The sequence below is a fragment of the Kitasatospora sp. NPDC059327 genome (genome assembly GCF_042752535.1).
Taxonomy (GTDB): Bacteria; Actinomycetota; Actinomycetes; order Streptomycetales; family Streptomycetaceae; genus Kitasatospora.
This window is the reverse complement of sequence record NZ_JBHYYB010000004.1, coordinates 58,596-71,198: the sequence shown is the minus strand read 5'-3', so window position 1 is coordinate 71,198 and position 12,603 is coordinate 58,596. Positions and strand designations below refer to the sequence as shown.

Here is a 12,603-nt window from a genome sequence, read left to right as displayed (position 1 = left end):
CCTGTGCTGAACGACCTGTGCGGTCGGGCCTGCTGCCTGGTCGCACAGGCCCGACCGGCACTTCCGCCAACCCTGCCGCTCCGCCCGCGCCGACGGTCACAGTCTCCGCCGACGGTGTTCCTCTCCGCGGACGGTGGCCGTCTCCGCCCGGGCCCGGCGCAGCCGAGATCGCGGGCCGAAAGCCCTTGGTCAGGGGAGCCGTCGAGTTCCGCCGTCGGACCGTAGGCACCCTCGGTCGGCTCGGTCGGCTCGGTGGCCGCGGGCCGTCCGACCCGCGACCGCCCAGCGCGAAGCCACTCCGACCCGGTGCGGAAGCCGAGCGGCGGGACCAGCGACGGCGCACCTGGGCGGAGTTCACGGCAATGTCGCGAATCTGCGGGGACAACCACGGCGGATCGGGCTGACGACCGGGAGAAGTCGGTTCCGCACGGCGAGTCCGCCTGGATAGCCTCTGATCGAGCAATTCGACGTCAAAGAGCCCGACTTGGCGCCGCGCACCGACCATCCCGGCCGACACTCCGTCGGGGTGGGCGCCCCGCGGCCGCCCGGCGGCCCGCACAACGGCGCGGTTGCCGGCGCCGGCTCCCAGCGGGGCCGGCCCCCGACCGCTGCGAAAGACTGTCCGATCGGCGAGTCGCTCGCTGAATGAGAGCTGTGGCCTTGAGGGGGACAAGTGCGTTTCGCGCACCGCGTTTCGACCGTGTTGTCCGGCGTTCTGGTGGTGGCGGGGCTCGGTGGTGTGTCGCCGACGGGTGCGGTGGCGGCCGGTGGGTGCCAGGCGGGCCGGGTGCTGAACGTCGTCGCCCATCACGACGACGACCTGCTGTTCCTGGCGCCGGATCTGATCAACGACCTCCGCGACCCGGACGTCTGTGTGCGGACGGTGTTCCTGGTGGGTTCCTACTACGATCGCTGGGGTCTCCACCCGACGGACGGCGCGAAGTACGCGTACATGGAGAGCCGTGAGCTCGGTGTGCGGGACGCCTACCGGGGCGCGTCGGGGATCGTCGGGCCGTGGGTGCACGGTGGGTACGCGCGGGCCGGCGTGCAGGCGGCGTTGTGGAGCCTGGGCGGGCGGGTGTCGACGGTCGAGCTCCGGGTGCCGGACGCGAGCGCTTCCAACAGCGCCGGCACGATGCGCAGGGGGCAGCTGTGGGCACTGTACGCGGACAACCGGGAGGCCTGGCCGATACCGGGGGACGACGCCCCCGTCCAGCAACGGTTGTCGCGTGAGCAGTTGCTCGCCTTCGTCCAGGGCGTCATCGACGACTACCGGCCGACCGTGATCAACACGGTGGACCCGTCCGCGGACCACCACACGGCCGACTGGGACGGGAAGTTCCACTCCGACCACGTCGCGGCCGCGCGGCTGCTGGCGGGTGCGCTGCACCGGCGCGGCGGGACGTGGCCGAGGGTCACCTTCTACCGCGACTACCTGGCCAGAACCGGGCCGGAGAACCTGGACGACGCCGCCTACCGGAGCAAGCGGGACGTCCTGGACACCTACGCCCGGCGGGACGACGAGATCTGTTCCTCCGCCGACAACTGCCACACGGAGGAGTCCGAGTACGCGCCGTGGCTGAGGGTCCAGTACTACGCGGACTACGAGTGGGGCGGCGGCTACCACCTGCCGGTGCCGTGGTCCGGCGGGGATCCCGAGATGAACCGGGGCTACCGACTGGTGAACCGCGCCACCGGCCTGTACCTCGACATCCCCGGCTCCTCGACGGACGACTGGGTCGCGCCGACCACGTGGACGAACACGGGTAACGCCAACCAGGTCTTCACCCTGACGGCCACCCTGGGCGGCTGGAACCTGCGCCCGTCGCACAGTGGCAAGTGCCTGGACGTGCCCGGTTCGAGCACGCAGACGACCGGCCTCATCCAGTACGCGTGCACCGCGAACACGGCCGACCCGGCCAGTGTGGGGGACATGGTCCGGCTCAACGAGGCCTTCCGTATCTGGGGTGACCACGGCAGGGGGTTCAGCATCACCCTGGCGCACTCCGGGATGGCCCTGACCGCTTCCGGCGGGGCCGGCTCGGCGGTGGTCCAGGCGCCGAACACGGGTGCCGCCAACCAGGTGTGGGACCTCGTGCGGGCCTGAGACCGCACGAGGCCGCCGGGGCCGCGCCGTCCGGCCGGTGAGAACGTGCCCGGTGCGTTCTCATCGGCTTCCGACGGGCGCTGCGGACCGCCAACACGCCTGTCGATTCCGTAGGCTGACGGCACGTCGGACGGGTGTGGCCGGATGCGGAGATGCCGGGCCCGCCACAGGACCGGAGCGGGAGAGGGCCGATGAGCGGATGGACGGCGGAGATCCGGGCACGCGTGGAGGAGCCGCGGATCTGGTTCGTGGCGACCACCGGGGCGGACGGCGCCCCGCACGTCACCCCGATGTGGATCGACATCGAGGGTGACCGGGTCTTCTTCAACACGTCCCTGGGCCGGACCAAGGAGCGGAACCTGCGCCACGACGCCCGCGTGTGCCTCTCCCACGCCGATCCGGTGGATCCCTTCGACCGGATCCAGATCCACGGCCGGGCCGTCGAGTTCGTGACCGGCGAGCAGGCCGACCGGCAGATGGACGGCCTCGCGCACAAGTACCTCGGCGCCGAGCGGTACGGCTGGCTCGTCCCGGGTGAGCGGCGGGTCACGATCTTCGTCGAGCCCACCCGGATCCGCCGCGTCGTCGGGGTCGAACCCCTGCCGGCCGCCGCCCGGTTCGCCGACTGACCCGACGGCGCCGGTGCGCCTGGTCGGGGTCCTCCCGGGCTGCCGGCGTCACGTCGGTGTGACGGGTGGGTACCGCGTGTCGTTGCCGTGCGGTACCCACTCCGGTCGGCCCGGCCGCCCCCGCCACCACGAAGCCCGTCCGCCCCTCTCATCCTCGCGGGCTGATCCCCCGTACGGTCAGGGCGAGCAGCCGGTGTGCCTCGGCGGCCGGGTCCGGGTGGTGTTCGGTGGCGAGGGTGAGGCCCGTGACCAGCGAGATCAGGTCGGCGGTGGTCACGTCCGGTGCCACCGCGCCGGCCAGGGCGGCGCGGCGCAGCAGCGGGTCGACGGCGCCTCCGAGGCGTACGGCGCAGGCGTTGACGTGGCTCCCGTAGTCGGTCGGGGCCGGGAGGAGCACGTCGGCCATGCCCCGGGCGGAGGTCGCGTAGGTGGTGAGCGCGGCCAGCCACTCCAGGAGCGCGGCGCGGGGATCGTCGGCGTCGGCGAGGTCGGTGGCGCGGGAGCAGAGTGCGTCGATCCGCTGGCTGAACACCGCTTCCAACAGGGCGCGGCGGTCGGGGAAGTGTCGGCGGACCGTGGCCGAGCCGACTCCGGCGGTGCGGGCGATCTGTTCGAGGGAGGCGTCGACGCCGTGGGCGGCGACCTCCGCCTCGGCCACGGCGAGGATCCGCGTGTAGTTGCGCCGGGCGTCCGCGCGCTGGGCGGTCATGGTGTCGTCTCCGTGGTTGCTAAACGGTGGGGCCCGCCGTATCGTACCCGACATAAACGGCGGGCCCCGCCGTTTATGTTCGGATGCCGTGTGAGGAGTCCCCGTGAGCACACAGCCAGCCCCCGTCCTGGTCGTCGGCGCCACCGGCCGGCAGGGCGGCGCCACCGCCCGCGCCCTGCTGAGGGGTGGCGTCGCCGTACGCGCGATGGTCCGCGACCCAGGGACGGCCCGGGCCGGAGCCGTAGCGGCGCTCGGCGCCGAACTGGTCACCGGCGACCTCGACGACCGTGACTCGGTGGCCCGGGCCGCCGAAGGGGCGCGCGCCGTCTTCTCCGTCCAGATGCCCGATCTGGACGGCCGCGGGTTCGAGGGCGAGGTCGCGCAGGCCGTCAACCTCATCGAGGGCGCGCGGGCCGCCGGGGTGCCGCAGTTCGTCCACACCTCCGTCTCCGGCGCAGGGCAGCACGTCGACTGGACCATCGACCGGTGGGCCTGGATGCAGCCCTACTACGCCGCGAAGGCCGGGATCCAGGACCGGGTCCGCGAGGCGGGCTTCGAGCGGTGGACCCTCCTCAAGCCGGGCTTCTTCATGGAGAACTTCCACCCCTCCGCCGCGATCATGTTCCCCCGGGGAATCGGCGGCGGCCTGGTGAGCCTGCTGAAGCCCTCGACCCGCCTTTCCCTGATCGCCGTCGACGACATCGGCACCGCCGCCGCGGCGGCCGTCGCCGCGCCGGAGCGGTTCGACGGGGTGGAACTCGAACTCGCGGGCGACATCCTGGCCATGGCGGACATCGCCGCAGTGCTCGCCCTCGCCCTCGGCACCGAGCTCACCGCCCCCGACATGACCGAGGCGCAGGCCACCGCCGCCGGGATGCCCGCCATGGGTTTCGCCCAGGCCAGCGTCAACGACGTCCCCCAGCCCGCCCGGCCCGAGTACGCGCGGGAGCTCGGCCTGCCCCTCACCACCTTCGAGACCTGGGCGCGAGCGCACCTCGCGAACGGCCCCACCGGGCACGACCGGGTGTGACGCCCCCGGGGCCGGCGGTCAGGGCCGCGGACCGTCGGCGGCCCTGACCGCCGGCCCCGCCGCTGCGGGCCAGGGGCCCGGCCGGGTTCAGCGTAGGCGGCTCCTGTCACCGACCGGCCGGAACAGCCGATCATCACCAACCCTCCGGGTGCGGAGGCGGGTTCAGGGCGCCAGTACGACTCTCCCGAACACCACCCCCTCGTCCATCGCACGGTGAGCCCGGGCCGCCTGGTCCAGCGGCAGCACCTCGTGGACCACGGTGCGCAGGTCCCCGCGCGCGGCGTCGGCGAACTGGGTCGCCCGAACGGCCTGCCGGTCCGGGCCGGGCACGGTGTCGGAGCTGAAGGTGGCGAACGACAGTGACCTGCGGAAGGCGTCCATCAGGCGCATGCCGAAGTCCGCCGGCGGCTGCCCGCCCACCACACCGACGGCCACGTACCGCCCGTTGGGGTTCAACCTGTCCAGGAACTGCGACAGTTGGGGACCTCCCGCCACGTCGACGACGACGTCGAAGCCCGCCGGTGCAGCCGGGCCGCCCTCACCCGCGCGGTCCAGGACGTGCGTGGCGCCCAGCTCCTTCAGCCGCTCGCCGCGCCCGGCCGACGAGGTGGTGACCGCCACCGCGCCCGCGCCGCCCCGGGCGGCGAGCTGGACGGCCGTGATCCCGATGCTGCCGGCCGCACCCCGGACGAGGACCGTCTCGCCGGCCGTGAAGCGGGCCCGGTCCAGCGCGAAGTGGGCGACCACCCCTGAACCGCCGAGGGCGACCGCGTCGGTGGCGGCCAGATCGTCGGGCAGCTCGACGACGTCGCCGACCGGGGCGACGGCCTGCTCGGCGTACCCGCCGGACAGGCCGGTGAACGCCCACACCCGCCGCCCGATCCACCGGGCGTCCACGCCCTCGCCCACCGCCGTGACGCGCCCCGCGACCTCACTGCCCAGGACGTGGCCCGCCCGGAAGCCGTAGGCGGCGAGCGTGCCCCGGCGGATCACGGCGTCCACACCACCTGCCCCGATCGCCTCCGTGGCGACCAGCACCTGCCCCGGAGCCGGTACGGGCACCGGCAGGTCGACCACCTCCAGACCACCGGGGTCTCCGAACTTCTCGATGACGACGGCTTTCATCTCTGCTCCTCGGGCCGTTGGACGAAGGGACACCGCTGCTGCCACCGTGCGACAGCACCACCGTCGGAACGTAACGAACCGCCCCGTCCGCCCGGCCGAAACGAGACACGATGACCGCCCACTTGCCTCGGACCGCACGCTCCGACGCCCACGTGCTTCGGACCCCACGCTCCGACGCCCGCGACAACCGGGCCCGCATCCTGGCCGCCGCCCGCACCGTGTTCGGCGGGAGCGGCCTGGGCGCGCCCATGCGCGATATCGCCCGGCACGCGGAGGTCGGCCACGCCACGCTCTACCGGCACTTCCCGACCAAGCAGGCCCTGATCGCCGAGACCTTCGCCGAGCAACGCCGGGCCTGCCGCACCGCCGTCCACGACGCCCTCGCGGACCCCGACCCGTGGCACGGATTCCGGAGCCTGATCGAGCGGATCTGCGAACTCCACGCCCACAGCCGGGGGTTCGCCGACGCCTTCATGGCCGCCCACCCCGACGCCACGGACGTCGCCGCCGGCCGTGAGCAGGCCGAGCGGGCGATCGCGGACCTGGCCCGCCGTGCCCGGGAGACCGGCCGGCTCCGCGCGGACTTCGTCGTCGACGACCTGATCCTCATGCTCACGGCCCACCGGGGCCTCCACGACGCTCCGGGCCCTGCCCGGCTCGCGGCCTCCCGCCGCTTCGCGGCGTACGTGATCGAGGCGTTCCGCGCCGCACCCGAACCAGGAGCCCCCGCGCCCCTGCCGCCGGCGCCGCGCCTACGGCTCGCCCACCCGCCCGGTACGCCGTGAACCGCCCCCACGGGTGCCGGGGCACCGCAGGCCGGAGACCAGGCTGATGCCGCCCACCACCCCTGGGGTGGATCGTCGGACGGTGGTGCGGTGGAGTGAGGCCGCAGGAATTCTGCCCACTCCGGTAGATGTTGCATCGACCATCATCGAACACAAATGTGCAGCGGGGGTCGTTGGATGAGAACCTCCAACCTCCAGCCCGATCTGGACGTTCTCAAGGGCGGCCGTCCGAACTACTCGACGAACCCGGACAGCCTCATCGCCGCCGCCCACACGGTCGCCGTCGAGTTCCAGACCATCGCGGCCGCCAACGACTACTGGCGCTCCTGAGCCCTGCCGCGGCCGCCCGGCGCGCGGGTTTCAGCAGCGGTACCCCTCCGCAGGAGTCCGGGTCGCGCCTCGGCCCGCGGATGTCGAGAACGAGCCGGCGGTTCCGTCCCAGGGACAGCCGCGGCCACCCCGGCCGCACGAGGAAGGGGAGACCCGCATGGCGATCCAGCGGATGGACAATGTCGGCATCGTCGTCGAGGACATGGACGCCGCCGTCGCGTACTTCGTGGAGCTCGGCATGGAGCTGGAGGGCAGGGGAGAGGTCGAGGGCCCCTTCGCCGACCAGTGCACCGGACTCGACGGCGTCCGCTGCGACATCGCGATGCTCCGGACCCCCGACGGTCACAGCCGGCTGGAGCTGGCGAAGTACCGCAGCCCCACGGTGATCGACGCCGGGCCGCGCGACCGGCCGCACAACGTTCTGGGCACGCACCGCGTCATGTTCGCGGTCGACGACATCGAGGACACCGTCGCCCGGCTGCGTCCGCACGGCGCCGAACTCGTCGGCGAGATCGCCCGGTTCGAGGACAGCTATCTGCTCTGCTACCTGCGCGGCCCGGAGGGCATCATCGTCGGACTTGCCGAGCGGCTGCGCTGAGAAGCCGAGCCGCTCAGGCGAGGGGTTCGGCGAGTCGGGCCATCTCGGTGGGTGGGTCGGATCACCGGTTGGACGAGGAGTTCGGTCGACGCCTGCCCGTTCCAGGGCCGTGATGCGGGTGCGGAGGCCGGTGCCGAGGTGGCCGGCGACGGTGGCGGCTTTGGGACCGTGCAGCGCGGCCAAGGGGTCACCGTGGACCATGGGGGAGTCATTGACCCAGAAGCTGCGCAAGCCCAACTCCTCGGCCTGCGCGGCGAGATCCTCCACGCCGGGGTGCACGGCGACCACGACGCCTGCGTGCATCGGACCTCCGGGGGACGAGGATCGGATCGAGCCCGCTGGTGGAGGGGCGGCCCGGCCGGCCCCACCACACGGCTGTGGTCGCTCGTGCGGGGGTCGCGACGTCAAGACGGCATGGCGCTCTGCGACCGGTCCGGCTTCGACCGGGGCTCTGTCCACTGTGCCGTCGAACCCCGGGCGCCGCCGCTCCGGCCGCGGTTCGCCCTCCCGAGGGTCGTGCCGGCTCCCCTCCCGGCCTCCGACCGCAGGAGGTTCGGCAGAGCCGTGAACACCGGCCGGCGAGCGGCATGCGCGGGGCAGTGGGTGGACGCGGTTCCCCGTCACCTCATTCGGAGGCGCAGCGCGGTGCCTGGTCGCCCGCCCGCGTACGGCCTCCCTCGGGCCGGCGGGTCAGGGGGTGTGGGTGAGCCGGATCGGTGTGGTCAGGAGGAGCAGCCGGCCGGACGCGGCGGCGGTCCGGAGGTCGCGGGGGCCGGTGAAGGAGCCGGTGATCAGGAGCAGGGTGGCGTGTGCGCGGACAGCGCGCCGCCATTCGTGGGTGGTGGTGATCTCGTCGTCGTACCAGGTCTGGCCGCCGGGCCGCAGGACGGTCAGCCGGTGGCCGTCGAGGACGGCGGACCAGGCGGGCCGAGGCTCGCCGACGTGGGGGGTCCAGCCGTCGTCGAGGATCATGAGCCGGCCGGGGAAGGCGGGGACGACCAGGACCGGGCGCCGCTCGGGTGTCAGCTCGGGCCAGGGGCGGCCGTGCAGACCGGTGCCGCTGGTCATCCCCATACGCGGCCCCTTCCGTCTGGTCCGGCCGGGTGACCCGGCCGCCGAACAGATCACATCATCGGCCAGGAACCGGCCCCGGCGCGGCCGAATCCGCAGACAGGCCTCTGGAAGGGGCGTACGCCCGGTGCCGCTCCTCGTGCGCTCTGGTGGTCGCGGTCCCCGCGGCTTGGCCCGTCCCGCCGTGTCCGCTCGCCCGGGCCCGGTGCGCCCGGCGCCGATGCGGCCCCTCAGTCGCTCGGCCCGATGCGCCCGGTTCGGCCGGACGCCCACATGGTGTGCTCGCGCGAGATCGCCGCCTCGGCCTGGTCGACGAAGGTCCCCCATGCCTCCGCGTCCGCTTCGCTGTCGGTGAGGGAGAGGATGTGCCGGATCTCCCGCGCGGTCAGGCTGTAGGCGGAGGCCTCGGTTTCGAGCCGCTGCGCCTGGGCCCAGGCGGTGAGCCCCGCGACCCCGGCGCTGACCACGCCGAGCAGGTCGATGGTGAACACGCGGTACGCCTTCAGTACGCCCGCGACGATGCCGACCATCTCCCCGAGCAGCGCGAGCCGTCGCCAGAGGCGCGACTGCCGGTCCCGGAGCCTGGCCATGCGCGCGTACCAGGTGACCTGTTCCGCGAGGCGCTGGGTGCGGTAGATCCGGATCCGCTCGCTCCTGCCGGCGGACCGGCACCGCTCCATCGCCTCGTTGATGTCGAGGCCGGCCGACACGTCGACGATCTCCAGGCCGAGGCTGATCTCGCGCAGGCGCGCGACGAACAGTCGCCGTGCCTCGTCGGCCGGCATGCTCTCGGGGAAGGGGGCCCCGCACACCGCGTAGCGCCAGGCCAGCGTCTTGCACGACTCGGCGGCGGCCCGGCTCTCGTACCAGCGGCGTTCGTCGCGCTGCTCGACGATGTAGAGGCGCAGCAGCAGGGAGGCGACGAAGGCGAGCGCGGCCGCGAACCCCGCCCAGTCGACCGTGCTGCCCAAGGGCCGGAAGGTGACCGCGCCGACGGTCGCCGCGAGGAAGAGGATCAGGAGGTTGAACCGGAGCTGTCCCAGGTAGCGCCGCTTCGACCGGACCGCCTCGGCGTCGGCGTCCTGGAAGAAGGGCGGCAGCTGCTGCCAGGTGAACGTTTCGTGCGGAGGAGTGGACACGGTTGCTCCTCGGGCGGGATGAGCGGTCGGTCCCGCCACCCTAGGTGCTTCCGGGCGGGCGTGTCCGGCGAATATGACGGATCGTCACCATGAGAGGTGCGGTGCGGCGTGAGGAGAAGGAGGTCGAAGGCGGGACCGCCCTCGCGTGCCAGGGTGAGGCGGGGAGTGTGGTGTCGTCTTCTGATGGGCCGGGGCGAGTGGCCACTCCTCCGTCCAGCCGTGGGCGTCGGGGAAGTCGCTCTCCCCAAGGCGATGGGCGATCCGCTCCGGGGTTGAGCCGGACGTGGTGACGGTGTGCCGGTGGGGTGGGGTGTTGGGTTCGATCGATCACCCCACCCCACCGGAAGGATGCGTGCCGCGCGGTCAGCCCGCGGGTGCGGCGGTGACGCTCTGGATGGCGCTGCTGGGGACGGCGTAGAAGGTGGTCCAGCTTCCGTCGGCCTTCTTGTCGGCGGTCCAGATCTGGTCGTCGCTGCCGATGGCGAGCACGCGGATCGTGTCGCCGACGGTGGTGGCGGCGACCTGCTTGACGCCGCTGGCGTCGGGAACCGCGTCGAAGGTGGTCCACGGGCCGTTGTCGGTGCTGTCGGTGGTCCAGATCCGCTGGTCGCCGCCGACGGCGAAGAGGCGCACGGTGGTACCGACGGTAGTGGCGGCGATGTGCTGGATGGCGCTGCTCGGGATGGCCTCGAACGTGCTCCAGGTGTTGGCGGTGTAGTCGCCGGTGGTGGTCCAGATCCGCTGGTCGCCGCCGACGGCGAACAGGCGCACGGTGTTGCCGACGGCGGTGGCGGTGATGTGCTGGATGCCGCTGCTGGGGAGCGGCTCGAAGGTGCTCCAGGCGCCCCCGTCGGTGCTGTCGGAGGTCCAGATCCGCTGGTCGCCGCCGATGGCGAACAGGTGCACGGTGGTGCCGATCGCGACGGCGGTCACCTGGCGGATGCCACTGCTGGGCAGGGCCGAGAAGCCGCTCCAGGTCCTGGCGGTGTAGTCGCCGGTGGCGGTCCGGATCCGGCCGTCGGTCCCGACGGTGAACAGGCGCACGGTGTTGCCGATGGCGACCGAGCTGACCTGCTGGGTGTTGGCGCTGCCGGGCACCGCGTCGAAGGTGCTCCACAGGTTCGTGTTGTAGGAGCCCTCGTTGGTCCAGATCTGGCTGTCGCCGCCGACGGCGAACAGCCTGCTGGCCGGGCGGGAGGCCTTCACGCTCTTCACCCAGGCGCCGAGGTCGTCGACGCGGGTGTTGCTGGCGCCGGTGCGGGTCTCGGTGCTGCCGAAGCAGCCGCCCTGCCAGGAGCGGGAGGCGACGGCGGCGAGTTCGGCCTTGCCGTTGACCTCGCGGACGACCGGGGCGCCGGTGTCGCCCTTGCAGACGGCGGCGCCGGCGGTGCCGGTGGTGCTCACCGCGTTCGCGGTGACGGCGTCGACGGTGAAGGCGCCGCTGTGGAGCTTGTCGGGGACCCACTCGGTCTTGGTGCGGCCGTAGGCGGGCACCCGCAGGCTCTCGCCGGTGGTGGCTGCGGTGGTGGCCAGCGGCAGGGTGGTGATGCCGTCGATCGGCGTGGCCAGGCGGGCCATCACCAGGTCGCGGTCCTGACGCGGCACCAGCTCGACGATGCCGGCCTGCTGGCCGGCGCCGGTGGTGAGGTCGGTGCGGCCGACGGTGGCGGTGGTGTTCCACTTGGGCGCGCCGGTCTGCAGGGCGGCGGGCTGCGCGGGGTCGTCGGCGAAGCAGGACGCGGCGGTGATGATCCAGTTGCGGTCCACCAGGGTGCCGGTGCAGGTGCGGACGTTGTCGCCGATGGTGAGCTTGGCGGTGTAGGCGTAGGCGCCGTCGGAGGCCGGGTCGGCGGCGACGGCCCCGGCGGGCGCGGCAGAGAAGGTGCCCAGTGCGCCGACGGTCATCGTCGCGGCCAGCAGTCCGGTAACTCGGGCGCGGGCAGAGGACTTGGGAATCATTGAGGTGGTTTCCTCGGTCTCGAAGATTGACGTGTCCGGCGGTCGTGGTCAGCCGGTGACGTGGAGTTCGACGACGCTGGTCGGGGCCTGGCCGAGGCCTTCTCCGACGGCTTTGAAGCCGTCCTTGGGAATGTCCAGGGTCTGGGTCGTGCCACCGGCGGTGAGGCCGGCCCGTACGGAGTGGCCGGAGGTCTGGACGACGAAGACATCGGCCAGTTCCAGGGTGAGTGAGCCCGTAGCGGTGGTGGCGGTGAAGCACACCTTGTTGTCCTTGTTGCCCGGTGCGCGGGTCCAGATCTGGATGTGGCTGGACTGGGCGCAGTCGGTCAGCAGGAGGTGTCCGTCGCCGCGCAGCAGCTTGACGTTGGTGATGCCGCTTGCGCCGGGGTAGCCGAAGTCCTCGACCGAGGGCGGGGCGATGGTGTTGTCGCCCGGCGGAGAGGGGGGCGCAGTGGTGTCGGCCACAGCGAGTACGGATGCCCCGGTGGTGAGTACGGCGGTAGCGGCGAGCGAGGCGAGCAGGGCGCCGATACGGCGACTCGCGAGGATCCCTCCCGGGCGCGGGCGGTCGGTCACGGCGCGTCGACCGTGCGGCCGACCCGCAGTTCGACCAGGGCGGCGGGCTTCTGGCCCAGGCCTTCGGCGACGTTCTGCATGGTGTTGCTCGGCACGTCGACCGTGGTGCTCAGGCCCACGTCGTTGGTGAGGCGGGCGCTCACCGCGTACTCGACGGTCTGCACGATGAAGGTCTGTGGCAACTCGAGCGTGAGGTGGCCAGTGGGACCAGTGACCCGGAAGCAGGCGGCGGGTCCGGCCGAGCCCACCGCGCGGCTGTAGAGCTTGATCTGGGTGGCGCCGGAGCAGTCGGCCAGCACGATGTGCCCGTCGCCGCGGAACAGCTTCAGCGCGGGGAACGGTGAGGTCCCGGGGTAGGCGAAGTCCTCGACGGCCAGAGGGGCAGCGGAGGCGTCCTGGGGCGTGCCTTCGGCCGAGGCCAGGGCGGGCACACCCACGGCCGCCGCCGTGGCACACGCGGCAAAAGCAACACCACACCGTATAAGAGGCTTCATCTTCATTCTTCCCTTGCGTGGTTCCGGTGGGCTTGCGAGCAAATGCGGTGG

13 protein-coding genes are annotated in these 12,603 nt (G+C 72.7%); 6 read left to right on the top strand and 7 right to left on the bottom strand.

Features of this window, described 5'->3' with window-relative positions:
- Positions 1-700: 700 nt before the first annotated feature.
- Positions 701-2,107, top strand: a complete 1,407-nt coding sequence (locus ACFXHB_RS03905) for an RICIN domain-containing protein (RefSeq protein ID WP_380571868.1) — start codon at positions 701-703, stop codon at positions 2,105-2,107.
- 191 nt (positions 2,108-2,298) lie between these two features.
- Entirely contained in the window at positions 2,299-2,736 is a 438-nt protein-coding gene (locus ACFXHB_RS03900) for a TIGR03618 family F420-dependent PPOX class oxidoreductase (RefSeq protein WP_380571867.1), read from the top strand.
- 148 nt (positions 2,737-2,884) lie between these two features.
- Here the strand turns inward: ACFXHB_RS03900 and ACFXHB_RS03895 are convergent, their stop codons facing one another.
- Positions 2,885-3,445 (bottom strand): TetR/AcrR family transcriptional regulator, encoded by a 561-nt coding sequence (locus ACFXHB_RS03895; RefSeq protein WP_380571865.1) that lies wholly within the window; start codon positions 3,443-3,445, stop codon positions 2,885-2,887.
- A gap of 103 nt (positions 3,446-3,548) precedes the next feature.
- Here ACFXHB_RS03895 and ACFXHB_RS03890 point away from each other — a divergent pair, with 103 nt between their 5' ends.
- Positions 3,549-4,475, top strand: coding sequence for an NmrA/HSCARG family protein (locus ACFXHB_RS03890; protein ID WP_380571863.1), 927 nt, complete (start codon positions 3,549-3,551; stop codon positions 4,473-4,475).
- A 162-nt stretch (positions 4,476-4,637) separates the two neighbouring features.
- Here ACFXHB_RS03890 and ACFXHB_RS03885 read toward each other — a convergent pair whose 3' ends face one another.
- Complete coding sequence (locus ACFXHB_RS03885; protein ID WP_380571862.1) at positions 4,638-5,600, bottom strand: zinc-binding dehydrogenase; 963 nt, start codon at positions 5,598-5,600, stop codon at positions 4,638-4,640.
- A 110-nt stretch (positions 5,601-5,710) separates the two neighbouring features.
- Here ACFXHB_RS03885 and ACFXHB_RS03880 point away from each other — a divergent pair, with 110 nt between their 5' ends.
- The 3 genes from ACFXHB_RS03880 (at position 5,711) to ACFXHB_RS03870 (ending at position 7,313) form a co-directional block, all read left to right on the top strand.
- Positions 5,711-6,385, top strand: coding sequence for a TetR/AcrR family transcriptional regulator (locus tag ACFXHB_RS03880; RefSeq protein WP_380571860.1), 675 nt, complete (start codon positions 5,711-5,713; stop codon positions 6,383-6,385).
- 177 nt (positions 6,386-6,562) lie between these two features.
- Entirely contained in the window at positions 6,563-6,715 is a 153-nt protein-coding gene (locus ACFXHB_RS03875; RefSeq protein ID WP_380571858.1) for a hexameric tyrosine-coordinated heme protein, read from the top strand.
- 157 nt (positions 6,716-6,872) lie between these two features.
- On the top strand, positions 6,873-7,313 hold the full coding sequence (locus ACFXHB_RS03870; RefSeq protein ID WP_380571856.1) for a VOC family protein: 441 nt from the start codon (positions 6,873-6,875) through the stop codon (positions 7,311-7,313).
- A gap of 690 nt (positions 7,314-8,003) precedes the next feature.
- Here ACFXHB_RS03870 and ACFXHB_RS03865 read toward each other — a convergent pair.
- From ACFXHB_RS03865 to ACFXHB_RS03845, 5 genes are all read right to left on the bottom strand, one after another.
- Positions 8,004-8,387, bottom strand: coding sequence for a hypothetical protein (locus ACFXHB_RS03865; protein WP_380571854.1), 384 nt, complete (start codon positions 8,385-8,387; stop codon positions 8,004-8,006).
- 227 nt (positions 8,388-8,614) lie between these two features.
- On the bottom strand, positions 8,615-9,523 hold the full coding sequence (locus tag ACFXHB_RS03860; protein WP_380571852.1) for a DUF4231 domain-containing protein: 909 nt from the start codon (positions 9,521-9,523) through the stop codon (positions 8,615-8,617).
- A gap of 363 nt (positions 9,524-9,886) precedes the next feature.
- A complete protein-coding gene (locus ACFXHB_RS03855; protein ID WP_380571850.1) occupies positions 9,887-11,482 on the bottom strand; it encodes a trypsin-like serine protease in 1,596 nt (531 codons plus the stop codon).
- Between the two features lie 48 nt (positions 11,483-11,530).
- On the bottom strand, positions 11,531-12,058 hold the full coding sequence (locus tag ACFXHB_RS03850; protein ID WP_380571848.1) for a hypothetical protein: 528 nt from the start codon (positions 12,056-12,058) through the stop codon (positions 11,531-11,533).
- Entirely contained in the window at positions 12,055-12,495 is a 441-nt protein-coding gene (locus ACFXHB_RS03845; protein ID WP_380571846.1) for a hypothetical protein, read from the bottom strand. The genes ACFXHB_RS03850 and ACFXHB_RS03845 overlap by 4 nt, the downstream gene beginning before the upstream one ends.
- Between the last annotated feature and the right edge of the window lie 108 nt (positions 12,496-12,603).

Bases quoted from the DNA above. Each gene is read 5' to 3' on its own strand.
- ACFXHB_RS03900 (WP_380571867.1), top strand. From the start codon at position 2,299: ATGAGCGGATGGACGGCGGAGATCCGGGCACGCGTGGAGGAGCCGCGG.
- ACFXHB_RS03895 (WP_380571865.1), bottom strand. From the start codon at position 3,445: ATGACCGCCCAGCGCGCGGACGCCCGGCGCAACTACACGCGGATCCTC.
- ACFXHB_RS03885 (WP_380571862.1), bottom strand. From the start codon at position 5,600: ATGAAAGCCGTCGTCATCGAGAAGTTCGGAGACCCCGGTGGTCTGGAG.
- ACFXHB_RS03880 (WP_380571860.1), top strand. From the start codon at position 5,711: ATGACCGCCCACTTGCCTCGGACCGCACGCTCCGACGCCCACGTGCTT.
- ACFXHB_RS03875 (WP_380571858.1), top strand. From the start codon at position 6,563: ATGAGAACCTCCAACCTCCAGCCCGATCTGGACGTTCTCAAGGGCGGC.
- ACFXHB_RS03870 (WP_380571856.1), top strand. From the start codon at position 6,873: ATGGCGATCCAGCGGATGGACAATGTCGGCATCGTCGTCGAGGACATG.
- ACFXHB_RS03865 (WP_380571854.1), bottom strand. From the start codon at position 8,387: ATGGGGATGACCAGCGGCACCGGTCTGCACGGCCGCCCCTGGCCCGAG.
- ACFXHB_RS03855 (WP_380571850.1), bottom strand. From the start codon at position 11,482: ATGATTCCCAAGTCCTCTGCCCGCGCCCGAGTTACCGGACTGCTGGCC.